Genomic DNA, 24688 nt, shown 5'->3' with positions numbered 1-24688 from the left:
CATTAATATAAGGACATAAAGACTTCTTTATGTCGCCTTGCTCCAGCCGGCGTTTCCTGTTAGGAAGCGCCATCCGAACAGAGCCAGAAGGCTGGAGCTTCCATGACCACCAAGGACTACCACGTCGCCGACATCGCGCTTGCCGATTTCGGCCGCAAGGAAATTCAGATCGCCGAAACCGAAATGCCGGGCCTGATGGCCTGCCGCGAAGAGTTCGGTGCCTCCAAGCCCCTCAAGGGCGCGCGCATCACCGGCTCGCTGCACATGACCATCCAGACCGCCGTCCTCATCGAGACGCTGGTGGCGCTAGGCGCCGACGTGCGCTGGGCCTCGTGCAACATCTTCTCCACGCAGGACCATGCCGCCGCAGCCATCGCCGCCGCTGGCATTCCGGTCTATGCCGTGAAGGGCGAAACGCTCACCGAATACTGGGAATATACCGACAAGATCTTCCAGTGGACCGATGGCGGCTTCTCCAACATGATCCTCGATGATGGCGGCGACGCCACCATGTACATCCTGCTCGGCGCGCGCGCCGAAGCCGGCGAAAACATTCTGGTCAATCCGGGTTCGGAAGAAGAGGAAATCCTCTTCGCGCAGATCAGGAAGCGCCTTGCCGCTTCGCCGGGCTGGTTCACCAAGCAGCGCGACGCCATCCAGGGCGTGACGGAAGAGACCACCACCGGTGTCAACCGTCTCTACCAGCTCCAGCAGAAGGGCCTGCTGCCCTTCCCGGCGATCAACGTCAACGACTCGGTCACCAAGTCGAAGTTCGACAACAAGTACGGCTGCAAGGAATCGCTGGTCGACGGCATCCGCCGCGGCACCGACGTGATGATGGCCGGCAAGGTCGCCGTCGTCTGCGGCTATGGCGACGTCGGCAAGGGTTCGGCCGCCTCGCTGCGCGGCGCCGGCGCCCGCGTCAAGGTTACGGAAATCGACCCGATCTGCGCCCTTCAGGCCGCCATGGACGGTTTTGAAGTCGTGCAGCTCGAGGACGTCGTGTCCTCCGCCGACATCTTCATCACCACGACCGGCAACAAGGACGTCATCCGCATCGAGCACATGCGCGAGATGAAGGACATGGCGATCGTCGGCAATATCGGCCACTTCGACAACGAGATCCAGGTCGCCTCGCTGCGCAATCTCAAGTGGACGAACATCAAGCCGCAGGTCGACATGATCGAGTTCCCGAAGGGCAACCGCATGATCCTGCTTTCGGAAGGCCGCCTGCTGAACCTCGGCAACGCGACCGGCCATCCGTCCTTCGTCATGTCCGCCTCGTTCTCGAACCAGGTTCTGGCCCAGATCGAGCTCTACACGAAGGGTGACGCGTACAAGAACGAAGTCTACGTCCTGCCCAAGCAGCTCGACGAGAAGGTCGCGCGCCTGCACCTTGCCAAGCTCGGCGCCCGCCTCACGGAACTCTCCGAGGAGCAGGCCGGCTATATCGGCGTGACGACGCAGGGTCCGTTCAAGGCCGAGCACTACAGGTACTGATCCTTACCCGGATTATCCACAACATCTAGAGGCGGCGCGCTTGACACAAGCGCGCCGCCTCTTTTTTGGCCCCGTCCCTTCCCGACGATTCGGGAAACAAGTATCGTTTAAGGCGTTGATTCGGCGCGCAGATGCGGACCTTCGCGCCGGATTGGGATGTCTTGTCGATCAGGCGGCAAACGGACGGAGACATACCGGGGATGATGTCGGAAGAAAAACGAGGCCGTTCCGGGCAGGCTTTTGGCCTGGCGGGGCGGGATAAGGCGCATGCATTTGTGCCGAAAAACATGGTTAATGGCTGGTTGACGCAGCGCGCAAGGCGCCTGCTGACGGCCGGCTCGGCGCTGGCGTCGCTTGCCTTTGCAGGCCCGGCGCATGCCGCCCCCTATCTCGCCACCACGGAAGTCGTCACCGGCTCCCTGCTGCTCGGCGTGCTGTCGGCGGCAATGATCTCGGCGGTCTGGATGATCCGCCTGCGCGGCCGCGTCGAGGCCGAGCATCGCGAACTGCGCGCGCATCTCTCCGACGCCCGCCACACCGTTTCCCGCCTGCAGGCGCTGATCGGCGACAAGAACCGCCGCATCGTCATGTGGGACGGGCTTTCCGGCAAGCCGGAATTTTTGGGCCAGCTTCCGCCGGAGACCGGCGCGCCGCAGGCCGACCGCGATTTCCTCGCCTTCGGCCGCTGGCTGAAGCCGGCCTCCGCCAGCGAGATCGAGCGCGCCGTCGAGAAGCTGCGCTCGCAGGCCCAGAGCTTCGACCTCGTCGTGGAAACCACCCGCGAGGAAGTGCTGGAGGCGCAGGGCCGCGTTTCGGGCGGGCAGGCCTTCGTGCGCTTCGTGGCGCTCAACAACCTGCGCGCCGAAGCCGCCGGGCTGAAGCTCGAGCGCGACCGGCTGGTCGCGGCGCTGACGACCCTTCAGGGCCTGCTCGACCAGATCGACCTGCCTGTCTGGCAGCGCGCCGCGGACGGTTCGCTCGCCTGGGTGAACGAAGCCTATGCCGAGGCCGTCGAAGCCAAGGATGCCGCCGGCGCGGTCACCGAGGGCCGCGAACTGCTGCCGACCATCGCGCGCGAAAAGATCCGCGCCACCAGCACCTACGACACGCCGTTCCGTGACAAGGTCTCGACCGTCGTGCATGGCAACCGCAGCTTCTTCGACGTGGTCGATGCGCGCAGCGCAAGCGGCTCCGCCGGCATCGCCGTCAACGTTTCCGATGTCGAGGCGGTGCGCGAGGAACTGGTACGCACGCTGAAAAGCCACGCCGAGACGCTCGACCATCTGGCGACGCCCGTCGCGATCTTCGACGGCGACCAGCGCCTGCAGTTCTACAATCAGGCCTTCCAGACCATGTGGGAGATCGACACGGCGTTCCTGGAAAGCAAGCCCGGCAACGGCGAACTGCTGGACCGCCTGCGCGCGGCGGCAAAACTGCCGGAACAGCTCAACTGGAAACAGTGGAAGGAAACCGCGCTTTCCGTCTACCGCGCCATCGATACCCAGACCGACCTCTGGCACCTGCCGAACGGCCAGACGCTGCGCGTCTTCGCCACCGCCCGCCCGCAGGGCGGCGCGACCTGGGTCTTCGAGAACCTGACGGAAAAGGTCGATCTCGAGACGCGCTACAACACGCTGGTACAGGTACAGGACGAGACGATCGATCACTTGGCCGAAGGCGTCGCGGTGTTCAGCCCGGACGGGCGCATCCGCCTCTCCAACCCGGCCTTCCGGGCGCTTTGGGGCATCAGCGAGGCAGAGGCGAAATCCGGCACGCATATCCGCGCCATCGAGCAGGCCTGCGCGCCGTCCTACGACAAGCCGGACGGCTGGAAGCGCTTCGCACATATGATCACCAGCTTCGACGACGAACGGCCTTCCTGCCAGGGTGTCCTTGAGCTGCGCACCGGCCTCATCCTCGACTTCGCGGTCATTCCGCTCTCCAACGCCCAGACGATGCTGACCTTCGTCAACGTCACGGACAGCGTGCGCGTCAGCCGCGCCCTGACCGAAAAGAACGAGGCGCTGCGCAAGGCGGATGCGCTGAAGAACGATTTCGTACAGCACGTTTCCTACGAGCTGCGCTCGCCGCTGACCAATATCATCGGTTTCGCCGACCTCCTGAAGACGCCGACCATGGGCGACCTCAACGACCGGCAGTCCGAATATGTCGACCATATCGCGACGTCGTCGGCCGTACTGCTGACCATCGTCAACGATATTCTCGATCTTGCGACGGTCGATGCCGGCATCATGGAACTCGACTATACCGAGATCAACCTGACGGACCTTATCGACGACGTATCGATGCAATTCGCCGACCGGCTGCACGACGCGCAGGTGACGCTTGAAATCACCGCGCCCGACAATCTCGGCACCATCGTCGCGGACCAGCAGCGGCTGAAACAGATCCTCATCAAGCTGCTCAGCAACGCCGCGAATTTCGCGCCGCCCGGCAGCGCCATCGGCTTCCGCTGCTGGCGCGAGGGCAGCGATCTCGTCTTCACGGTCTCCGACCGGGGGCCGGGCATTCCGCAGGATGTGCTGACGACGGTGTTCAACCGCTTCGAGAGCCATGGCCGCCACGGCGGCGCGGGTCTCGGCCTTTCCATCGTGGAAAGCTTCGTCAGCCTCCACCACGGCACCGTCAAGATCGACAGCCACGAAGGCCGCGGCACCGATGTCACCGTGCGCATTCCCTCCGCCACGATGACCTCGTTTGCGGCTGCGGAATAGGCGCATGGCGCTCGACATCTTCCTTGCCGACGAAGCCGCCACCATCCGCTTCGGGGAGGACATGGCGATTGCGCTCAAGCGCGGCGACTATGTCGCGCTGTCGGGCGATCTCGGCGCGGGTAAATCGACCTTTTCGCGCGCGGTGATCCGCGCCATCGCGGACGATGCCTATCTGGAAGTGCCGAGCCCGACCTTCACGCTCGTGCAGAGCTACGAGCTGCGCGTTCCCGTCGCCCATTTCGACCTCTACCGCATTGCTGATGCCGCCGAGATCGACGAACTCGGCTTCGACGAAGCGCTTGCGGACGGGATCTGCCTCGTCGAATGGCCGGAAAAGGGCGAAGGCGCGCTGCCTGTGAACGGCATCACACTGACCTTCACGCATGAGGGTGATGGGCGGCGTGTTTCCATCAACTGCGTGGCACCGGCGCTTGCCCGCATCCAGCGGTCTCTCGCCATCCGCGCCTTCCTCGACGAAGCCGGCTACCGGGATGCCATCCGCCGGCACCTGACGGGCGATGCCTCCGTGCGCGCCTATGAGCATGTCCATTTCGGCGGCACACGCTACGTGCTGATGGATGCGCCGCGCCATATGCCCGGCCCGATCCTCGCCCACGGCAAGTATTACCAGCAGATCGCCCATATCGCCGAGGACGTGAAACCGTTCATCGCCATCGGCCGGCACCTCGCTTCCCGCGGCCTTCGCGCTCCCGCCATCTACGAGACGGATATCGAGCAGGGCATCCTCTTGATCGAAGACCTCGGCAGCGAAGGCGTTCTCGATGCGGAGGGCGCGCCGATCGCGGAGCGCTATCTGGAGAGCGCCGCCTGCCTCGCGGCGATGCACGGCCAGCCTTTCGCGCGCGATCTTCCGGTGGCCGATGGCATCGTCCATACCGTGCCGGATTTCGATCGCGATGCCATGCAGATCGAGGTGAGCCTGCTTACCGACTGGTATCTGCCCTTCAAGCATGGCACGCCGGCGAGCGACGAGGAGCGCCGGGACTATATCGCCATCTGGGACCGACTGATCGAAAGCCTTGCGGCCGCCGAGCACAATCTCCTGCTGCGCGACTTTCATTCCCCGAACATCATCTGGCGGCCGGAGGCCCAGGGCATCGACCGGGTCGGCATCATCGATTTCCAGGATGCGATGATCGGCCCCTCGGCCTATGACGTCGCCTCGCTGGTGCAGGATGCCCGCGTCGACATCCCCGACGGCCTGGCGGACGGCATGCTCGCCCGCTACCTTTCCCTGCGGGAAAAGCAGGGCGATTTCGACCGGGACCGTTTCCTGCGCGACTGGCATGTCATGGCGGCGCAGCGCAACTGCAAGCTCGTCGGCATCTGGGTGCGGCTGATGCAGCGTGACGGCAAGCCGGCCTATATGCGCCACATGCCGCGCACCTTCCGCAATCTTACGCGGGCGCTTTCCCATCCGGACCTCGCCCCCTTGCGCGTCTGGTGTGAAAAGGCTGGAATCCTCGCGACCGAATCATAGCGCGAGTGCCCCGATGAAGATCGAAGACGCCATGGTGTTGGCCGCCGGCCTTGGAACGCGCCTGCGCCCCATCACGAACACCATGCCCAAGCCCCTCGTGCCCGTCGCGGGCAAGCCGATGATCGACTACGGGCTGGATGCGCTGGCCGAGGCGGGCATCAAACGCGCCGTCGTCAACGTGCACCATTTCGCCGACCAGATGACGGCGCATCTGGCGAGCCGCACCGAGCCGGAGATCGTGCTTTCCGACGAGACGGACCAGCTGATGAATTCCGGCGGGGGACTTTCAAGGGGGCTGAAGCTGCTGGGGCGCGAACCCGTGCTCGTCATGAACGCCGACCTCTTCTGGATCGGCGAGAAGCCCGGGCAGAAGACCAATCTCCAGCGGCTCGCGGAAACCTTCGATCCCGATGCCATGGACATGCTCATGCTCTGCGTGAAGCTGGAGGATACGACGGGGCACAACGGCAAGAAGGACTTTTCACTCGATGCGGAAGGCAGGCTTACCCGCTACCAGGAGGACAGCGGCACGCCGGTCGTCTATGCCGGGGCGCTCGCCCTGATGCCGGCGCTGCTCGACGATGCGCCCGATGACGCCTTCAACCTCAACATCTATTTCGACCGCGCCATCGAGAAGGGCCGGCTGCACGGCATCATGCTGGAAGGCCACTGGATCACCGTCGGCACGCCCGAGGCGATCGGCGCGGCGGAAGCCGTGATCGGCGCCTTCCGCGAGGCGGCGGCGTGACGGGCGGCCGGGGCGGCCGCATCTATTCGATCCCCGCGAGCCTGCCCTTCCTGAAGACGGTCGCCGAAAGCCTCGTCGATGGGCGGCTCGTGCCCGGTTTCACCTACGATCCGGCCGATCCGCTGGCGCTGGCCGACGTCACCATCTATGTGCCGACCCGGCGCTCGGCCCGCGTCATCCGCTCGGAATTCGTCGACCTCTTCGGCGGGCGCTCGGCCATCCTTCCCACCATCCGCGCGCTTGGCGAGACGGACGACGACAGCGGCTTCTTCGACGAGGTGGCCCCTGCCCTCCTCGACATGGCCGAACCGCTTTCCGGCCCGACGCGGCTTCTGGAGCTGGCCCGCCTCGTCCTCGCCTGGCGCAACCGCCTGCCGGCCGCCGTCACCTCCATTCATGCCGACAGCCCGCTCGTCGCCCCCGCAAGCCCGGCGGATGCCGTGTGGCTCGCCCGCAACCTCGCCGAGATCATCGATGCGATGGAGACGGAGGAGCTGGACTGGTCGGCGCTGGATAATCTCGACACGTCCAACCATGCGCTCTGGTGGCAGCTCACCGCCGAATTCCTGAAGATCGCCAGCGATTTCTGGCCGGCGCGGCTGACCGAGCTGAACCGCTCCTCCCCCTCTCTCCGGCGCAATGCGACGCTGCATGCCGAGACGGAGCGCTACCGCCATTCCCCGCCCGGCGGCCCCGTCATCATCGCCGGCTCCACGGGCTCCATTCCGGCGACGGCCGAACTGATCGCCGCCGTGGCGGAAATGCCGAACGGCGTCGTCATCCTTCCGGGACTGGACCGCTTCATGTCGGATGCCGAATGGCTGCTGGTCGGCCGGCAGGACGGTGCGCAGAAGCCCGACGCCGCATCCCGCAGCCACCCGCAATACGGCCTTCACCGGCTGCTCGCCCGCATGGGCCGCACGCGGGGCGACGTGGAAACACTGGGCATGCCGCCGGAAGCTCTGGAATACCGTACAAAAATCCTCTCCAGCGCCTTCCTGCCAACGCAGGCGACGGCGGGCTGGGGCGAGGTCCGGGGTACGCTCGATCCGGATGCGATGGCAGCGGCCTTCCGTGATGTTTCCCTCATCGAGGCAGCGAACGAGCGTGAGGAGGCGCTGGCCATCGCCATTGCGCTGCGGCTCGCGCTGGAAGAAAGCGAAGACGCGCAGGCGGCGCTGATCACGCCCGACCGCAAGCTCGGCCGGCGCGTGGCGGCGGAACTTGCCCGCTTCGGCATCGAGGCGGACGATTCGGCCGGCACCCCGCTGCTTTCCACACCGCAGGGCACGCTGCTGCGCCTGCTCGCCGAGGCGACACTACGACCCGGCGACCCGGTGCCGCTGGTCGCGCTCCTGAAACATCCCCTCGCCCGATTCGGCCTTGCCGAGGCGGAGATCCGCGCGGCGGTGACTGCGCTGGAACTGACGGCGCTGCGCGGCGGTACAGTGGAGATCGACATTTCCACGCTGGAACCGCTGCTGGAAGCCGCCCTCGCGCAGCAGGCAGGCGACCGCCATCCGCCAGCCTGGCGCACCGCGCTGCCGGAGGGCGCCGTTCCGCTCGCCCAGGACCTCGCGCGACGCATCGCCGAGGCGGTCGAACCGCTGGCCGGCCTCCTCGTGCAGCAAAGCCGGACGGGGCGGCGCTTCTCCTCCCGGCTGCCGCTCTCCGATTGGGCGGAGCGGACCGGGCGGGCGCTGGAAGCCGTGGTGGTGGACGAGCGTGGCGATCTTGCGGCGCTCTGGTCCGGCGAGGCGGGCGACAGCCTTGCCAACCTCCTGAAAAGCGTCATCGAGACGGATGGACAGATCGAGGCCGACGGGCCGCAATGGTGCGATATCATCGAGGCGCTGGCGACGAGCGAGAGCGTCAAGCCGCGTTCCATGCGCCATCCGCGCGTCTTCATCTTCGGCGCGCTCGAATCGCGCCTGCAGAGCGTCGACACGGTCGTGATCGGCGGGTTGAACGAGGGAACCTGGCCGGGGCAGGCGGCGAACGACGCATTCCTCTCCCGCATCATGAAGGTGGAGATCGGGCTGGAGCCGCCGGAGCGCCGCATCGGCCAGCTCGGCCACGACCTGCAGATGGCCGCCGGAGCGCCGAAGCTCATCCTGACGCGGGCGCTGCGCAACGGCACCGCGCCCACCGTCGCCTCGCGCTGGCTGCAACGGCTGCTCGCCGTCGGCGGCCCCACGCTGGCAAGCGACCTGCGGACACGCGGCAAGGATTTCGTCCTCTGGGCAAATGCCGTGGACAGGAGCGCGCCGGTGCCGAATGCGCCGCGCCCGGCCCCCCGTCCGCCGGCAGACCTGCAGCCGAAAAAGTACTCCTTCAGCCAGATCGGGCGGCTGCGGCGCGATCCCTATGCGATCTATGCCCAGCATATCCTCAAGCTCGATCCCGTCGCCCCCTTCAATCTCGATCCCGGCCCGACCGAGCGCGGTTCGCTCTATCACCGCATCGTCGATCGCTTCGTGCGGGAGGAGGCGACAGGCGAACCGCAGTCGTTGATAAGCCGGATTCTCACGGAGGAATTCGACACGATAAGCCTACCGCCGCATATCGACGCCGTCTGGCGGCCGCGCTTTGCCGCCGTCGCACGCGCCTTCGTGGAGTGGCACCTGAAGCGGGCAGCCGGGGTAAGGGAGAGCCTGACGGAAGTGCCGGCCTCGCTCGATCTGTCCGTGAGCGGCGTTCGGCTCACCGGCATTGCCGACCGCATCGACATCCTGCCGGGCGGCAGCGCCGATCTTCTCGACTACAAGACCGGCAGCACGCCCTCCCTGAAGGTGGCGCGGGCGCTGCTCGATCCGCAGCTTGCGCTGGAGGCGGCGGCGATCAGGCGCGGAGCGTTCCGCGGCCCCGGTATCCGCGAGCCGGCGAACCTTCTTTATGTCCGCCTCAAACCCGGCGAACGGTTCAAGGAAGAGCAGGTCAATAACGAGCACTCCAAATCCGCCAATACGACGCCGAAATCCGCGTCCGACCTTGCGGAGGAAGCGCTTGCCGAACTGGAGAAGCTGCTGACGGGGCTGATCGAAGGGCGCTACGGCTTCGCCTCGCGGCTGATCCCCGAACAGGAACGGGATTATGGCGGAGAATACGATCATCTGGCGCGCGTCGCCGAATGGTCGTCGGCCGAAAACAGCGGGGAGGCCGAAGATGCTTGAGGAAGACAGGCCCGCCTCTTCGGAACCCGCCGCCTGGCTGGACTGGACGTCGCGCAAGCAGGCGACGGCCTCCGATCCGCGCCGTTCGGCCTGGGTTTCGGCCAATGCCGGCTCGGGCAAGACGCATGTGCTGACGCAGCGCGTCATCCGCCTGCTGCTCGCCGGCTGCCGGCCCTCGGCGATCCTGTGCCTGACCTATACCAAGGCCGCGGCCTCGGAAATGTCGAACCGCGTCTTCGAGCGGCTGGCCGAATGGGCGACTCTCTCGGACGAAGCGCTGTCCGATCGGGTGGCGGCCATCGAGGGCGAGAGGCCTGATCTCTTCAAGCTGGCCGAGGCGCGGCGGCTCTTCGCCCGGGCGCTCGAAACGCCGGGCGGGCTGAAGATCCAGACCATCCACGCCTTCTGCGAGGCGCTGCTGCACCAGTTCCCGCTGGAGGCCAATGTCGCCGGCCATTTCTCCGTGCTCGACGACCGGGCGGCGGCCGTGCTGCTGGCGGATGCGCGGCGCACGCTCCTGACCGCGACGGCGAGCGAGGACGACCGGACGCTCGCCGCCGCCTTCGCCACCGTGCTCGACATCGCCGACGATACGGGGCTGGAAAAGCTGATTTCCGACATCGTCGCCAGCCGCGGTCCGATCCGCGAATTCTTCGACGCCACGGAGAAGGTCGGCGGCACGGAGACGGTGCTTCGCCGGGAAATCGGGCTGGCACCCGGCGGGACGGCGGAGGACATGCTCGCCGCCTTCTGGCCGCTCGACGGCTTGCAGGGGGCGGTGCTGGAAAGCTACCTCGCTGCTGCGGAAAACCTTGGCAGCGATACGGTGAAGGCCACCGCAGCCGGATTGCGCGGAATTGCGCGGCTGACGGATGCCGAAGCGCGGCGGGCGGCGCTCCACGATCTCTTCTTCACCGGCACCGGCTCGCCGCGCAGCCTGGAGCGCTCGTTCCTCTCCAAGAAGGTACGCGACAGCGCGCCCCATCTGGAGGCTGTGCTACAGGCCGCGCAGGCCCATGTAATCGCCTGCGATGACCGGCTACGGCGCTTCCGCATGTACGAGGCGACCCTTGCCGCGCTCGTCATCGCCGAGCGGCTGATCGGCGACTACGAGGACCTGAAGCGGGCGCGCAGCCTGCTCGATTTCGACGACCTGATCGACCGCACGGCGGCACTGCTCACCCGGGAACAGGTGAGCGCCTGGGTGCACTACAAGCTCGACCAAGGCATCGACCATATCCTCGTCGACGAGGCGCAGGACACCAGCCCCCGGCAATGGCAGATCGTCAAGGCGCTAACGGACGATTTCTTCGCCGGCGAAACGGCGCGGATCGCCGGTCGCACGATCTTCGCCGTGGGAGACGAGAAACAGTCGATCTATTCCTTCCAGGGTGCGCGGCCGGAGCGGTTTGCTGAGGAGGGCCGGGACGTTTCCCGCCGAACGCGGATGGCGGAGGCTGCTTTCAGCCCGATCCGGCTGCTGCTCTCCTTCCGCTCGACGCGCGACGTGCTTTCGGCGGTCGACCGGGTGTTCCTCGATCCCGGCAATGCGCGCGGGCTGACGCCCGACGGCGGCGAGATCGTGCATGCCTCCAATCGCGGGCGCGAGCCGGGAGCGGTCGATATCTGGGAGGTGATCGCAGCGCCACCGGGTCTGGACGAAGAAGACTGGACAGCGCCCTTCGACGCCGTCGCCGAGGAAGCGCCGATCAATGTTCTGGCCCGGCGCATCGCCGATACGCTTGCGGGCTGGATCGGCCGCGAGACGGTGACCGAAAAGGGTAAGGCCCGGCCGATGGAGGCGGGCGATGTGATTGTGCTGGTGCGCAAGCGCGACGCCTTCGTCAATGCGCTGACCCGCACGCTGAAGCAGCGGCACAACCTGCCTGTCGCAGGGGCCGACCGGCTGGTGCTGACGAAGCACATCGCCGTGCAGGACCTGATGGCGCTCGGCCGCTTCGCCGTATTGCCTGAGGACGATCTTTCGCTGGCTGCGCTTTTGAAAAGCCCGCTGTTCGGCCTCGATGAAGATAGCTTGTTCGAGCTTGCCGCCCGGCGCGGCGAGAAGCAGGCGCTCTGGGCGCGGCTCCGCAACATGGCGCAGACAGATGAAAGGCTTGCGACGGTCGTTCGCCGGCTTGAAGGCACCATTTTCGATGCGCGCGCTCAGTCGGTATATGACTTCTATGCGCGCATCCTCGGCGCGGGTGGCGGTCGGCGTGCCTTCCTTTCCCGGCTCGGGGCGGAAGCGGGCGAGATCATCGACGAATTCCTGACCTTCGCGCTGGAGCAGGAGGAAAACGGCTTGCCGGGCCTGCAGGCCTTTGTCTCTACGCTCGAGTTGGAAGCCCCCACCGTCAAGCGCGAGCAGGACAAGGCGCGCGGCGAGATCCGCATCATGACCGTGCATGCGGCCAAGGGACTGGAGGCGCCGGTCGTCTTCCTCGTCGATGGCGGCGCGAAGGCATTCAGCCACAGCCACATGCCACAGCTTCGCTTCCTCTCGGGGCTGGGGCCGCCCGGCGGCCTCCCCGCCTGGCTGCCGCTGAAGGATCTGGGCAATGAACTGACCGAGGCCGATGCCGAGCGCATCAAGGCCGGGGCGGAAGAGGAATATCGCCGGCTGCTCTATGTGGCGATGACGCGCTCGGCCGACCGGCTCGTCGTCTGCGGCTATCGTGGCCGGCAGGAGAACAAGGACACTTGGCACCCGATGATCGCGGCCGCGCTCTCGGCCGATGGCGAACGCTGCGTGGAGAGGGCTTTTTCCACCCCGGGGGAAAGCTGGCAGGGGTTTGCCTGGCGCGAGGCGGGCGCGGCGGAGGCCGGCGCGATCAGTGCGACGACCGCCGTGGAGAAGACGGAGACGGTGCTGCCGGAGGCGCTGGGGCGGCCCCTCCCCCCGCAGAAATCCCTGCCGCGCCCGCTCAGCCCTTCCGGCGCGGCGGCGGTGATCGAGACGGACAAGGCGGACCTTCTGGTGCCCTCGGCGCTCTTCGGCAAGCGAGGCGGCGCCTCGGGCGCAGGGCTCGCGCTGGAGCGCGGGCGCATCCTGCACCGCTTCCTCCAGGTCCTGCCCGCCTTCGCGGCAGAGGAGCGGCCGGCGGCGGCGCGGCGTTACCTTGAGCGGGCGGCGGCGAACTGGCCGGAGAATGCGAAGAACGCCCTCGTTGCCGCCGCGCTCGCGGTCATCGGCGACGAGAGCCTTGCGGCGATCTTCTCCGCCTCCGCGCGGGCGGAGGTCTCGATCATGGGTACGCTGACGCTCGGCAGCCGGGACTATGCCGTCTCGGGCCGTATCGACCGCATGGCGGTGACTGAGGAGGCGGTGGAGATCGTCGATTTCAAGACCAACCGCGCGCCGCCAAACACGCTCGACGAGATTCCCTTCGAGCACCGGGCGCAGCTTGCGATCTACCGGTCGATCCTCGCGCCGCTTTATCCGGGCCGGCAAATCCGTTGCGGGCTGATCTATACGGAGGCGGCCAGAACCTACTGGCTCGGGTCCGACCGGCTGGAGGCCAGCCTTGCCGAACTTGCCTCGAAATGAGATACCGAAGGGGACATCCGCGGCCTTGCCTCTCCCGTCCGGCCTTGAAACCGGAGGCCGGCGGCATCACATCTTGTGCAACGATCACCATTCAAGGAGAGCCTCATGGCTACCGTTAAAGTCGACAAGTCTAATTTCCAGGCCGAAGTGCTCAATTCCGCCGAGCCGGTCGTCGTCGATTTCTGGGCCGAATGGTGCGGCCCGTGCAAGATGATCGCGCCCGCCCTGGAAGAAATCTCCGCTGAACTCACCGGCAAGGTGAAGGTCGCCAAGCTGAACATCGACGAAAACCCGGAACTGGCCGCTGCCTATGGCGTGCGCTCCATTCCGACGCTCGCCATGTTCAAGGGCGGTGAAGTCGCCGACATCAAGGTCGGCGCGGCGCCGAAGACGGCCCTGTCCTCCTGGATTTCCAGCGCCGCCTGATCGGCCTTCGACTGGATCAAACTCAAAGCCCGGCCTTTGCGCCGGGCTTTTTGTTGTCAGGTCGGCGGGGTGCCGTTGTCGGCAAGGACATCGCCGACGAGATAGAGCGAACCGCCGATCAGGATACGCGGCGGAACGGAATCCTCCGCGGTGATGCGGCTTATCTCGATAAGAGCCTCCGCGACCGTCGGGATGGGTTCGGCTTCGAGGCCCGCACGAGCGGCATCGCCGGCGAGCGCCACCGGGTCGAGACCGGCGTCGGAGCCGCGGATCGGCACCGTGAAGACACGCTCGGCAAGGGCGCCGAAGGGCTCGAAATAGCCGACCGGGTCCTTCGTGTTGATCATGCCGGTGATGAGGAAAAGCGGGCGCGGATCGCGCTCCTCGAAATTCGCCATGGTCTCGGAAATGACCTGGCCGGCGCCCGGATTGTGCCCGCCGTCGACCCAGATCTCGCTGCCGCGCGGCGCGAGATGCGCCAGCGCGCCGTCCGTCAGCCGCTGCAGGCGGCCCGGCCATTCGACGCGGGAAAGGCCGACTTCCATAGCATGCTCTGTAACTGCGAAGCCGGCCGCCTTGACGGCGCGGATGGCTGCGGCGGCATTGGCATATTGGTGGCGGCCCGGCAGGCGGGGCAGCGGCAGGTCGGCAAGGCCGAACTCGTCCTGATAGACGAGGCGACCAAACTCCTCATGGGCCAGGAAATCCTGACCGTAGACGGCATAGGGGCAGCCGAGACGTTCGGCGGTGGCGATCAGCACGTCGCGGGCGGCCTCTTCGCTCTGGAATCCGATGATGACGGGTGCGCCGCGCTTCATGATGCCGGCCTTTTCCGCCGCGATCAGCTCGACGCGATCGCCGAGATAGGCCTGGTGGTCGAGCGAGATCGGCATGACGATCGAAACGGCGGGGCGCGGGATGACATTGGTCGCGTCGAAGCGGCCGCCAAGGCCGACCTCGATGATCGCAACATCCGCCGGATGCTCGGAAAAGAGCAGGAAGGTGACGGCGGTCAGGATCTCGAAGACCGTGATCTTCTCGCCGCCATTGGCCTCTGCCACCCGGCGCACGGCATCGGCAAGGACGGCGTCCTCGACGAAGCGGCCGCGTCCGCCCGCAACACCGAGGCGGTAGCGCTCGTGCCAGTTGACGAGATGGGGCGAGGTGTGGACGTGGACGGAGAGGCCCGCCGCCTCAAGGATCGAGCGGCAGAAGGCCGTCACCGAACCCTTGCCGTTGGTGCCGGCCACATGGATGACCGGCGGCAGTTTCAGATGCGGATCGCCGAGGGCGGTGAGGAGCCGCGTGATGCGGTCCAGCGAAAGATCGAACCCCTTGGGATGAAGACCGAGAAGCTTCTCGATCTCCATTGCCGCCTCGCTGGCCACCACACCGGTCATGTCACTGGGCCGCGATGGCAAGGGCGCCGTTCGCGGAAGCCGCCGGCTTCTTCATCAGAATCTTCAGAAGGCGGGCCAGCGTTTCGGGAATGTCATGGCGCTTGACGACCATGTCGACCATGCCGTGATCGAGCAGGTATTCCGAGGTCTGGAAGCCCTCGGGCAGCCTCTCGCGGATGGTCTGTTCGATGACGCGCTTGCCGGCGAAGCAGATTTCCGCACCCGGCTCGGCAAGGTGGATATCGCCCAGCATGGCGTAGGAAGCCGTCACGCCGCCCGTCGTCGGGTTGGTGAGCACGACGATATAGGGCAGGCCCGCTTCCTTCAGCATTTCCACGGCGACCGTGGTGCGCGGAAGTTGCATGAGCGAGAGGATGCCTTCCTGCATGCGCGCGCCGCCGGAGGCGGGGAACATGACGAGCGGGCACTTTTCCGCGATGGCGCGTTCGAAGGCCTTGATGATCGCCTCGCCGGCGGCAATGCCGAGCGAGCCGGCCATGAAGGCGAATTCGTGCACGACGGCGACGAGCTTGACGCCGCGCACCTTGCCGACGCCGGCAAGGATCGTGTCTTCCTGCTCGGTCTTGGCGCGGCTGTCCTTCAGGCGGTCGGTGTACTTCTTCGAATCGCGGAACTTCAGCGGGTCCTGCGCCACCTTCGGCTGCTGCAGGGCCTCGTAGAGGCCTTCGTCGAAGAGGTCCTTGAGGCGAGCCTTGGCCGGCATCTTCATGTGGTAGCCCGAAGCCGGGATGACCCACTTGTTTTCCTCAAGATCGCGATGGAACACCATCTCGCCGGTTTCCGGGCACTTGATCCAGAGATTTTCCGGTACATCCCGGTCAGGGCGGCCAAGCATCGAGTTGATCTTCGGCCGAACGTAATTCGTGATCCAGTTCACGGTCTAGACTCCCGTTACAACGGTTCCCATGTGGGAACTTTACTCTGCCGCCGCAAGGCGCGCTGCACGCACGCCCGATGCGAGGCTCCTGACCAGCGTTTCGACACCGGCGACGGTGGCGGCGCTCGCCTTGCCGTCCGCCGTGAGGCTGGAGGCGATCTGGTTGACGATGGCGGTGCCGACGACGACACCATCCGCGGATGCGCCGATGGCGCGGGCATGCTCGGCCGTCTTGACGCCGAAGCCGACGCAGACGGGCAGTTTCGTATGGGCCTTGATGCGACCGACCGCACCGCCGATGAGCGAGGGATCGGGCAGGGCCGAACCGGTGATGCCGTTCATCGAGACGTAGTAGACGAAGCCCGACGTGTTCTTCAGGACGGTCGGAAGACGCTTCTCGTCCGTGGTCGGGGTCGCAAGGCGGATGAAGTTGATGTTCCGGGCGAGTGCCGGAATGCACAGCTCGTCATCCATTTCCGGCGGCAGGTCGACGACGATGAGTCCGTCGATGCCGGCCGCAAGCGCCTCGTCGAGGAAGCGTTCGACGCCATAGATATAGATCGGATTGTAGTAGCCCATCAGCACGATCGGCGTCGCATCGTCTTCCTTGCGGAAGTCGCGAGCCATCTGCAGCGTCTTGGCAAGCGTCTGGCCGCCCTTCAACGCGCGCTGGCCGGCAACCTGGATCGCCGGGCCGTCGGCCATCGGGTCTGAGAAGGGCATGCCCAGTTCGATGACGTCTGAGCCTGCCTTCGGCAGCGCCTTCATGATCTCCATCGAGCTGGCATAGTCCGGATCGCCGCCCATGAAATAGGTCACGAGGGCCGGGCGGCCTTCGGCGGCGAGATCCGCGAAGCGTTTGTCCATGCGTGCGGTCATCTTAGAGCTCCATGCCGAGGATCTTGCCGACGGTGAAGATATCCTTGTCGCCGCGGCCGGAGAGGTTCATCAGGATGATCTGGTCCTTGCCCATCTTGGACGCGCGCTTGATCACCTCGGCGACGGCATGGCTCGGCTCCAGCGCCGGAATGATGCCTTCGAGCTTCGTCAGGAGCTGGAAGGCTTCCAGCGCCTCGTCATCCATGATCGGAACATATTCGGCGCGGCCGATCTGATGCAGCCAGGCATGTTCCGGGCCGATGCCGGGATAGTCGAGACCGGCGGAGATCGAGTGACCTTCCTTGATCTGGCCGTCGGCATCCTGCAGCAGGTAGGTGCGGTTGCCGTGCAGAACGCCCGGCGAACCGGCCGTCAGCGAGGCACAGTGCTCATCGCCCTCAAGGCCCTTGCCGCCGGCTTCGACGCCGACGATCTGGACGTTCTTGTCGTCGAGGAACGGATGGAAGATGCCGATGGCGTTGGAGCCACCGCCGACGGCGGCGACGACCATGTCCGGCAGGCGGCCTTCGGCGGCCAGCATCTGCTCGCGCGCTTCCGTGCCGATGACGGCCTGGAAATCGCGCACCAGCTCCGGATAGGGGTGCGGGCCGGCTGCGGTGCCGATCAGGTAATAGGTATCGTCGACATTGGTGACCCAGTCACGCAGCGCCTCGTTCATCGCGTCCTTCAGCGTGCCGCTGCCGGCCGTGACGGGGCGGACTTCCGCGCCGAGCAGCTTCATGCGGAAGACGTTCGGCACCTGACGCTCGACGTCCGTCGCGCCCATATAGACGACGCAGGGGAAGCCGAAGCGGGCTGCGACCGTGGCCGAGGCCACGCCATGCTGGCCAGCGCCGGTTTCCGCGATGATGCGCGTCTTGCCCATGCGCTTGGCAAGCAGGATCTGGCCGATGCAATTGTTGATCTTGTGCGAGCCGGTGTGGTTCAGCTCCTCGCGCTTGAAGTAGATCTTCGCGCCGCCGAGATGCTGCGTCAGGCGCTCGGCATAATAGAGCGGGCTCGGGCGGCCGATATAGTGGGCGCCGAGGTCCTTCAGCTCCGCCTGGAAGGCCGGATCGGTCTTGGCCTTGTTCCACTCTTCCTGAAGATCGAGGATCAGCGGCATCAGGGTTTCGGCGACGAAACGGCCGCCGAAAATGCCGAAACGGCCGTCCTCGTCGGGACCCTCGCGGTACGAATTCAGGTTGGGTGACTGGTTCACTTGCCTCTCCCTGCGGCAGCGGTCTTGCGTTCCGCTTCTCGTGCCGCCTCAAAAAACGCTTCCATCAAACCGAGATCCTTGACGCCGGGTGCGCTCTCGACACCGGAACTTGCGTCGATGCCCGGCGCGCCGGTCATCTGGATGGCCTCGGCGAGGTTATCCTTGTTCAGCCCACCCGAAAGCATGTAATCGACGCCGTCGTCAAGCAGATGCATGAGGTTCCAGTCGAACGAGACGCCGTTGCCGCCCGGAAGCTCGGAGCCTGCCGGCGGCTTGGCGTCGAAGAGGAACCGGTCGGCAATGCCGATATAGGGATCGATCTTCTTCAGATCGTCCGCTTCGCGCACGGAAAAGGCCTTGATGACCGGCAGGCCATAGACAGCCTTGACGGTCAGAACCCGCTCCGGGCTTTCGCTGCCGTGGAGCTGGAGCATGTCGGGCGAAAGCTGGTCGACGATCTCGTCGAGCGTGTCGCTGTCGGCATTGACCGTCACCGCGACGATCTTCGCGCGGCCGCGCGCCCGCTCCGCCAGACGGCCGGCATCGGAAGGCTCGATATTGCGGGGGCTTTTGGGAAAGAAGATGAAGCCGATATGGCTGGCGCCGAGCGCAACCGCCTTGTCGACGGCTTCTTCGGTCCGCAATCCGCAGATTTTGATGTCGAGTGTCATGGGCCATGGGAGTCGCACGAATCACCGGAAGAGTCGAGCCGAAAGACGGCGGCAAGAGGGCCGGAACCGACACCCTTGCATGGGCGGGAACAGCGCCCATATGGAGGGCAGATCAAGACCGGAGACGACCATGCGGCTCATCATCGCCATCCTCCTGCCCTTTCTGGTGTTCTTCACCATCGGCCGGCCGATTGCCGGCATCATCTGCCTGATCCTGCAGGTCACGCTGATCGGCTGGCTGCCGGCCGCCATTTGGGCGGTCTATGCGCTGGGGCAGTACAATACGGACCGGAAGATTCGCGAGGCGCTGGCCGATCGCGGGCGCTGATCTTCAACACCGCTCCGCGCGTAAAACCGCCCCCTAGCCGAAATCCACCGCGTGCAGCAGGCTGCCATTGCGCTTTAGCCAGCGCTTGGCCTCCTCCGTCGTCGGGCAGAGCTGCTCGCAGAGCGACCAGAAGGCGGGGCTGTGGTTCATCTCGGAAAGATGCGCCACCTCATGGGCGGCGAGATAATCGATGACATGGGGCGGGGCCATGGCGATGCGCCAGGAGAAGCTAAGCGCGCCATCCGCCGAACAGGAGCCCCAGCGGCTGCGCGTGTCGCGCAGGGTCAACGACTTCACGCGCCTGCCGATGCGGCCGGAATGGACGGCGACGAGTCGATCCAGCTCCAGCCGCGCCTCCTTCTTCAGGAAATCGCTGATGCGGCGGGGAATACTTTCCTCCATGCCGCCGACGCGCAGCACGGCCTCATCGTCGACGATGACGGCCTCGGTCAGCCCGCGCAGCCTGCCCGTCGCCTCGATGCGGTGGGCGACACCGCGGATCATGACGTAGCCGCCATCTTCCAGTTCGTTGGTCGAGCGGAACTTTGCGAGCTTCGTCATCAGCCAGCCCTGATGACGGGTGAGGAAATCGCGAATATCGCGCTCGGCTATGCCGTTCGGCACCGTCATGCGCAGCGCCCGGCCGCCCGGCTCGATGCGCAGCGTCAGGCGCGTGGCGCGAAAATCCCGCCGGATGGTGAGCGGCACGGCCCTGCCATTGACGTCGATCTCGCGCCGTTCCGGCGGAGGCGGGGTCTTCAGGGCCTTGCGGGGCTTGCGAGCCAAGGAAAACATGCTGCCTTTCATAGCCGATTCGGGGCGGGCTGAAACGCCTCGACGAAAAACCGGCGCACAAGGCGCCGGTCGCTTCCTTCATCCATTCAGGCTGCTCAGCTCGCCGGGAAACCCGGGACATCGCTCTGGCCGTTGGCGCGGCGTTCGCGCATGAAGCGGTCGAACTCCTCCTGGTCCTTGGCGCGGCGCAGTTCCCGGCTGTAGGCGTCGAACTCCTCGCGCATTTCGTCCAGCTTGCGGCGCTCCTCGTCGAGGCGGGCGAGCTCGGCGTCACGCCAGTCGTCGAAGGCGACATTGCCGGTGGCGCTGCGGAAGCCATGGCCACGGCCGCCGCGGAACTTGCCGCGGCAGGAGGCGAACATGCCGTCCACGGTGTCGATGGCGTCTTTCTTGAAGGTTCTCAGGCGGTCGCCGAAGATGATGTAGGCAAGCATGGCAAGGCCGAGCGGCCAGAACACCACGAAGCCGAGCACCATCAGGGCGATGGTCGCAGGCGTCCAGTCCGGACGGATCAGTGCTGACTGGTTCATGTGCAATCTTCCTCACGATCGGCGGAAACCACCCCGGTTTCCGGTGAATCCGATGTGGGCAGCGTGCCCATGGCGTTCAAGGCAATGCCCGACGGAATCGGGCAAGTGCCTGAAACGAGCCTCAAAAATCAGACGCCGCCAGCCTTGCCGCCCTTGATGACGCGCGGCATCGGCTTCGCCTTGCCGGCCTTGCCATGCTCGGCCATGAAGGCGAGGATGCGCGGCGCGATCTCCTTGCGGAAGCGCGACCCGTTGAAGACGCCGTAATGGCCGACATCCGGCTGGACGTAATGCATGCGCATATCGTCCGGGATGTTGGTGCAGATAGTCTGCGCCGCCTCGGTCTGGCCGACGCCGGAAATGTCGTCGTTCTCACCCTCGACGGTCAGCAGCGCCACCTTGCGGATCGCCGTTGTATCGACGGGACGCGTGCGGTGCATCATCTCGCCCTTCGGCAGGGCGTGCTTCATGAAGACCGTCTCGACCGTCTGGAGGTAGAACTCGGCGGTCAGGTCCATGACGGCGAGATATTCGTCGTAGAAGTCGCGGTGCTTTTCGGCTGCATCCCCATCATTCTTCACCAGATGGGCGAAGAACTCCTTGTGGGCGATGACATGGCGGTCGAGGTTCATCGACATGAAGCCGGAAAGCTGCAGGAAGCCCGGATAGACCTCCCGCATCACGCCCGGCTGCGGCCACGGCACCGGCATGATGACATTGTCGCGGAACCACTCGATCGGCTTTTCCTTGGCGAGCTTGTTGACCGCCGTCGGATTGATGCGCGTATCGATCGGCCCGCCCATCAGCGTCATGGACGAGGGCGACAGCGGGTCGTTCTCGGCTTCCATGACCGAAACGGCGGCCAGAACCGGCACGGCCGGCTGGCAGACGGCGATGACATGGGTATCCGGTCCCAGCGCATGCAGCATCTGGATGACGTAGTCGATATAGTCATCGAGATCGAAGCTGCCCTCGGAGAGCGGCACCATGCGCGCATCGACCCAGTCGGTGATGTGTACCTCCGCATGCGGCAGCAGCGCCTCGACCGTGCCGCGCAGCAGCGTCGCATAGTGACCCGACATGGGGGCGACGATCAGGATCTTCGGATCCTTGCGGTGGCCGGCCGGCAGACAGCGCTCGAAATGAATGAGATTGCAGAAGGGACGCTGCCAGACGATCTTCTCGTGCACCGAGACGTCCTTGCCCTCGATGGCGGTGGTGGGCAGGCCGAATTCCGGCTTGCCGTAACGCCGGGTCGTGCGCTCCAGAACCTCGAAGCCCGCCGCGACGGAGCGGCCGAAATAGGTATGCGAAAGCGGATTGAGCGGATTGCGGAAGGCAAGGCGCATCTGGTCCGCGGCAGCCCGCCAAGGCGCCATCATCGCATGGTTGAGTTCGTAGAGCTGATAATACATCGGACGCGTTACCCCATTCTGGATGCGGGTCGGAACCCCGCACCATCGTCACCCGGTTTCCGCAATTGCGAAAACACTAACATGTTTTCGCTGCGTGGCAACATTCCACGGAAAGCATCCTACGCCCGCGAACCTTTCGCGAGCATGAACGGGATTCAGCCCGTCCAGCCGCCATCTATGACGTAGGCCTGGCCCGTCGTGTAGGTGGCGCCGGCAAGGTGCACCGCAAGATCGGCCACCTCCTCCGGCGTGCCGATGCGGCCCATGGGCTGGCGAGCGATGAAGGCGGCGCGGGCCGCATCGTAATCGCCGCCGGCGCGCATGCGATCCTGAAGCGAGGGGCTTTCCACGGTGCCGGGGCAGATGGCGTTGCAACGGATGCCCTTGGCCACGTAGTCGGCGGCGACCGATTTGGTGAGGCCGATGACGGCGGCCTTGGTGACGGTATAGGCAAAGCGGTTCGGCACGCCCTTCACGCTGGAGGCGACCGACGCCATATTGACGATAGACCCGTCGCCGCGCTCCAGCATGCCCGGCAGCACGGCGCGAATGGTACGCACCATGGCGAGCACGTTGAGGTTCCAGGCGAAGGCGAGGTCGTCCTCCTTCATCTCCAGGATAGTGCCGCCATGGACGACGCCGGCGCAGTTGAAGAGCACGTCGATGCGGCCGATATCGGTGACGACGGCGGAAACGGCCGCGTCGTCGAGAACGTTGAGGATGCGCGTGGCGATGCCGCTCTCATCCGCAAGGCTTGCCAGCGTCGCGGGATTGACGTCGGTGGCGATTACCGTCGCGCCGGCTTTCTGGAAGGCGAGTGCCGAGGCGCGCCCGATGCCCTGCCCCGCCGCCGTCACCAGCACGGTCCTGCCCTGAAGATTGCTCATGGAGATTTCCTTCCCTTATGCGGCAACGCGCACGATGGCCTTGATAAGGCCGGATTTTTCCGTCGCCCAGCGGGCAAGGTCAAGGGGCACCCGGTCGAGCGTCGTGCGATGGGTGACCAGCGCCTCCACCGGCACGTGACCGGCGCGGATGCTTGCCATGACATGCTCGAAATCGACTCGGGTAGCGTTGCGGCTGCCGACCAGCATCATCTCGCGCTTGTGGAATTCCGGATCGGAGAAGCCGATCTCGTCCTTCACCACGCTGACCAGAACCAGCGCACCGCCATGGGCGACATGGGCAAAGGCGGCTTCCATGGACCTGCCGTAGCCCGTCGCGTCGAAGACGACATCGAAGCCGTCGCCGTTGGTGGCGCGGGCGACCTCTTCCGCCGAGGATGGGCCGGCGAGAATGCTGCTTTCGAAGCCGAAACGTTCCGCGGCCATGGCGAGGCGTTCGCCGGACGTGTCCATCAGCGTGACGTCATGGCCGGCAATGCGAGAGAAGAGCGCCGTGCCGAGGCCGATGGGGCCAGCACCGATGACGAGGGCGCGCGAATCCGCCGGGGCGAGCGAACGGCGCACGGCATGAGCGCCGATAGCCAGGAACTCGACCGTCGCGGCCGCTTCCAGCGAAAGACCTTCGGCCGGATAAAGGTTTTCGGCGGGCAGCAAAATCTCCTCGCAGAACGCGCCGTCGGTATGGACGCCGAGCACGCGGATCGCCGTGCAGCAGTTCGGCTTGCCCTTGCGGCAGGCGATGCAGGCGCCGCAGGAAATGTAGGGGTTCACGACAACGGGCGTACCGGCGGCAAGGCTGCTCGCACCCGGATCGAGCACCGTTGCCGAGACCTCGTGGCCCATGATGCGGGGATATTCGAGGAACGGGTGCTTGCCCTCGAAGATGTGATAATCGGTGCCGCAGATGCCGACATGGCTCACGGCAAGGCGCACCCACCCCTGCGGCAGCGCAGCGGGGGCCTGACGCTCGACCGCTTCGAGACGGCCGGGCTCGACACAGACGACGGCCCTCATGTCAACGGCTTCCGCGGCGACGCAACTGGTCGAAATAGACGATGACGATGATCAGCAGGCCGGTGATGATGCGTTGCCAGAACGAATTGACGTTGAGCAGGTTCGCGCCGTTATTGATGGTTGCCAGGATGAAGGCGCCGAGCAGCGGGCCGTGCACCGAGCCGACCGCGCCGAAAAGGCTGGTGCCGCCGATGACCGAGGAGGCGATGGCCTGAAGCTCCCAGCCTTCGGCCTGCGTGGCATTGCCGATGCCGATGCGGGACGCCAGCAGCACGCCGACGAGGGCGGCGCAGGTGGCCGACAGGATATAGGCGAGATAGATGGTGCGGTTGACATTGACGCCTGAAAGGCGCGCGGCCTCGCCATTCGAGCCGACGGCGAAGAGATAGCGGCCGAAGCGGGAGAGGTGCAGGAAGACGAAGGCGGGGATCGCCACCAGGATGACCATCCAGAAGAGGCTCGGCACGCCGAGGAAATCGGCCCGGGAGAAATTGGTGAAGCCCTCGTGGCTGATCGAGATGGTCGAACCGTTGGTGATCAAAAGGCCGATGCCGCGCAGCGAGGTGAGCGTCGCCAGCGTGATGATGAAGGGCGGCAGGCCCATGCGCACGATGCCGAAGCCATGGAACGCGCCGATGGCGACGCCGATCAGGAGCGTCAGCAGGATCGAGGCCCAGAGCGGCACGCCCGCCTGAAGCAGCCAGGCGATGATGACGCTGGTGAAGCCGACGATGGCCCCGACGGAAAGATCGATGCCCGCCGTGATGATCACGAAGGTCTGACCGACCGCGAGGATCGCCGTCATCGCTCCCTGGCGCAGCAGGTTGGAGATGTTGTTCGGCGTCCAGAAGGCGGCGGTCGACAGGCCGAGGGCCAGCCACAGCGCCAGAAGGAGGCCGAGCAGCGTCAGGCCGAGCAGGATATTCGTGCCCTTGCGCGGCGCCGGTGCGCTCTCCGTCGTCGTCTCCACGCTCATGTTTCTTCTCCCTTTTTCGCGC

General features: G+C 65.7%; 19 protein-coding genes. 8 read left to right on the top strand and 11 right to left on the bottom strand.

Features of this window, described 5'->3' with window-relative positions; genetic code table 11:
- Nucleotides 1-102 precede the first annotated feature (102 nt).
- From ahcY to trxA, 7 genes are all read left to right on the top strand, one after another.
- Nucleotides 103-1500 (top strand): adenosylhomocysteinase, encoded by a 1398-nt coding sequence (gene ahcY, locus MOE34_RS19765; protein WP_242219129.1) that lies wholly within the window; start codon nt 103-105, stop codon nt 1498-1500.
- A gap of 203 nt (nt 1501-1703) precedes the next feature.
- Nucleotides 1704-4235 carry an ATP-binding protein gene (locus tag MOE34_RS19760; protein ID WP_431522447.1) on the top strand — a complete coding sequence of 844 codons (2532 nt, stop codon included), beginning with the start codon at nt 1704-1706 and terminating at the stop codon, nt 4233-4235.
- 4 nt (nt 4236-4239) lie between these two features.
- The gene (tsaE, locus tag MOE34_RS19755) at nt 4240-5736 is read left to right on the top strand and encodes a tRNA (adenosine(37)-N6)-threonylcarbamoyltransferase complex ATPase subunit type 1 TsaE (RefSeq protein ID WP_242219126.1); all 1497 of its coding nucleotides are present in this window, start codon (nt 4240-4242) and stop codon (nt 5734-5736) included.
- A gap of 13 nt (nt 5737-5749) precedes the next feature.
- Nucleotides 5750-6484, top strand: a complete 735-nt coding sequence (locus MOE34_RS19750; RefSeq protein ID WP_242219123.1) for a nucleotidyltransferase family protein — start codon at nt 5750-5752, stop codon at nt 6482-6484.
- Complete coding sequence (addB, locus tag MOE34_RS19745) at nt 6481-9657, top strand: double-strand break repair protein AddB (RefSeq protein ID WP_242219121.1); 3177 nt, start codon at nt 6481-6483, stop codon at nt 9655-9657. Before MOE34_RS19750 ends, addB begins: the two co-directional genes overlap by 4 nt.
- On the top strand, nt 9650-13207 hold the full coding sequence (gene addA / locus MOE34_RS19740; protein WP_242219120.1) for a double-strand break repair helicase AddA: 3558 nt from the start codon (nt 9650-9652) through the stop codon (nt 13205-13207). Before addB ends, addA begins: the two co-directional genes overlap by 8 nt.
- A 105-nt stretch (nt 13208-13312) precedes the next feature.
- Complete coding sequence (gene trxA, locus MOE34_RS19735) at nt 13313-13633, top strand: thioredoxin (protein ID WP_160786138.1); 321 nt, start codon at nt 13313-13315, stop codon at nt 13631-13633.
- 56 nt (nt 13634-13689) lie between these two features.
- Here trxA and MOE34_RS19730 read toward each other — a convergent pair whose 3' ends face one another.
- The 5 genes from MOE34_RS19730 to MOE34_RS19710 are packed head-to-tail and all read right to left on the bottom strand — an operon-like array spanning nt 13690 to nt 18703.
- Nucleotides 13690-15033 carry a bifunctional folylpolyglutamate synthase/dihydrofolate synthase gene (locus MOE34_RS19730; RefSeq protein ID WP_242219118.1) on the bottom strand — a complete coding sequence of 448 codons (1344 nt, stop codon included), beginning with the start codon at nt 15031-15033 and terminating at the stop codon, nt 13690-13692.
- Nucleotide 15034: 1 nt separating this feature from the next.
- On the bottom strand, nt 15035-15931 hold the full coding sequence (accD, locus tag MOE34_RS19725; RefSeq protein WP_242219117.1) for an acetyl-CoA carboxylase, carboxyltransferase subunit beta: 897 nt from the start codon (nt 15929-15931) through the stop codon (nt 15035-15037).
- 39 nt (nt 15932-15970) lie between these two features.
- Nucleotides 15971-16810: a tryptophan synthase subunit alpha gene (gene trpA / locus MOE34_RS19720; RefSeq protein WP_242219116.1), complete on the bottom strand. Its 840-nt coding sequence runs from the start codon at nt 16808-16810 to the stop codon at nt 15971-15973.
- A gap of 1 nt (nt 16811) precedes the next feature.
- Nucleotides 16812-18032, bottom strand: coding sequence for a tryptophan synthase subunit beta (gene trpB, locus MOE34_RS19715; protein ID WP_242219114.1), 1221 nt, complete (start codon nt 18030-18032; stop codon nt 16812-16814).
- Entirely contained in the window at nt 18029-18703 is a 675-nt protein-coding gene (locus tag MOE34_RS19710) for a phosphoribosylanthranilate isomerase (protein WP_242219112.1), read from the bottom strand. The genes trpB and MOE34_RS19710 overlap by 4 nt, the downstream gene beginning before the upstream one ends.
- Nucleotides 18704-18833: 130 nt before the next feature.
- On the opposite strand from MOE34_RS19710, the gene MOE34_RS19705 reads away from it, so the two are divergent.
- A complete protein-coding gene (locus tag MOE34_RS19705; protein WP_242219109.1) occupies nt 18834-19031 on the top strand; it encodes a YqaE/Pmp3 family membrane protein in 198 nt (65 codons plus the stop codon).
- Between the two features lie 33 nt (nt 19032-19064).
- On the opposite strand, the gene MOE34_RS19700 is transcribed toward MOE34_RS19705, so the two are convergent.
- The 6 genes from MOE34_RS19700 to MOE34_RS19675 all read right to left on the bottom strand — a co-directional run bounded on the left by MOE34_RS19700 (nt 19065) and on the right by MOE34_RS19675 (nt 24666).
- Nucleotides 19065-19826 (bottom strand): M48 family metallopeptidase, encoded by a 762-nt coding sequence (locus MOE34_RS19700; RefSeq protein ID WP_242219108.1) that lies wholly within the window; start codon nt 19824-19826, stop codon nt 19065-19067.
- Nucleotides 19827-19921: 95 nt separating this feature from the next.
- Nucleotides 19922-20356: a DUF2852 domain-containing protein gene (locus MOE34_RS19695; RefSeq protein WP_242219107.1), complete on the bottom strand. Its 435-nt coding sequence runs from the start codon at nt 20354-20356 to the stop codon at nt 19922-19924.
- Nucleotides 20357-20484: 128 nt separating this feature from the next.
- Nucleotides 20485-21771: a polyhydroxyalkanoate depolymerase gene (phaZ, locus tag MOE34_RS19690; RefSeq protein WP_242219106.1), complete on the bottom strand. Its 1287-nt coding sequence runs from the start codon at nt 21769-21771 to the stop codon at nt 20485-20487.
- A 155-nt stretch (nt 21772-21926) separates the two neighbouring features.
- Entirely contained in the window at nt 21927-22658 is a 732-nt protein-coding gene (locus MOE34_RS19685; protein WP_242219105.1) for an SDR family oxidoreductase, read from the bottom strand.
- A gap of 15 nt (nt 22659-22673) precedes the next feature.
- Nucleotides 22674-23690 (bottom strand): zinc-binding alcohol dehydrogenase family protein, encoded by a 1017-nt coding sequence (locus MOE34_RS19680; protein ID WP_242219103.1) that lies wholly within the window; start codon nt 23688-23690, stop codon nt 22674-22676.
- 1 nt (nt 23691) lies between these two features.
- A complete protein-coding gene (locus tag MOE34_RS19675) occupies nt 23692-24666 on the bottom strand; it encodes an ABC transporter permease (protein ID WP_242219101.1) in 975 nt (324 codons plus the stop codon).
- Between the last annotated feature and the right edge of the window lie 22 nt (nt 24667-24688).

The organism is Shinella zoogloeoides (genome assembly GCF_022682305.1).
GTDB lineage: Bacteria > Pseudomonadota > Alphaproteobacteria > Rhizobiales > Rhizobiaceae > Shinella > Shinella zoogloeoides_B.
This window is presented reverse-complemented; position numbering and strand designations above follow the sequence as displayed.

Bases quoted from the DNA above. Each gene is read 5' to 3' on its own strand.
- ahcY (WP_242219129.1), top strand. From the start codon at position 103: ATGACCACCAAGGACTACCACGTCGCCGACATCGCGCTTGCCGATTTC.
- MOE34_RS19760 (WP_431522447.1), top strand. From the start codon at position 1,704: ATGTCGGAAGAAAAACGAGGCCGTTCCGGGCAGGCTTTTGGCCTGGCG.
- tsaE (WP_242219126.1), top strand. From the start codon at position 4,240: ATGGCGCTCGACATCTTCCTTGCCGACGAAGCCGCCACCATCCGCTTC.
- MOE34_RS19750 (WP_242219123.1), top strand. From the start codon at position 5,750: ATGAAGATCGAAGACGCCATGGTGTTGGCCGCCGGCCTTGGAACGCGC.
- addA (WP_242219120.1), top strand. From the start codon at position 9,650: ATGCTTGAGGAAGACAGGCCCGCCTCTTCGGAACCCGCCGCCTGGCTG.
- trxA (WP_160786138.1), top strand. From the start codon at position 13,313: ATGGCTACCGTTAAAGTCGACAAGTCTAATTTCCAGGCCGAAGTGCTC.
- MOE34_RS19730 (WP_242219118.1), bottom strand. From the start codon at position 15,033: ATGACCGGTGTGGTGGCCAGCGAGGCGGCAATGGAGATCGAGAAGCTT.
- trpA (WP_242219116.1), bottom strand. From the start codon at position 16,810: ATGACCGCACGCATGGACAAACGCTTCGCGGATCTCGCCGCCGAAGGC.
- MOE34_RS19710 (WP_242219112.1), bottom strand. From the start codon at position 18,703: ATGACACTCGACATCAAAATCTGCGGATTGCGGACCGAAGAAGCCGTC.
- MOE34_RS19705 (WP_242219109.1), top strand. From the start codon at position 18,834: ATGCGGCTCATCATCGCCATCCTCCTGCCCTTTCTGGTGTTCTTCACC.
- MOE34_RS19700 (WP_242219108.1), bottom strand. From the start codon at position 19,826: ATGTTTTCCTTGGCTCGCAAGCCCCGCAAGGCCCTGAAGACCCCGCCT.
- MOE34_RS19695 (WP_242219107.1), bottom strand. From the start codon at position 20,356: ATGAACCAGTCAGCACTGATCCGTCCGGACTGGACGCCTGCGACCATC.
- phaZ (WP_242219106.1), bottom strand. From the start codon at position 21,771: ATGTATTATCAGCTCTACGAACTCAACCATGCGATGATGGCGCCTTGG.
- MOE34_RS19685 (WP_242219105.1), bottom strand. From the start codon at position 22,658: ATGAGCAATCTTCAGGGCAGGACCGTGCTGGTGACGGCGGCGGGGCAG.
- MOE34_RS19680 (WP_242219103.1), bottom strand. From the start codon at position 23,690: ATGAGGGCCGTCGTCTGTGTCGAGCCCGGCCGTCTCGAAGCGGTCGAG.
- MOE34_RS19675 (WP_242219101.1), bottom strand. From the start codon at position 24,666: ATGAGCGTGGAGACGACGACGGAGAGCGCACCGGCGCCGCGCAAGGGC.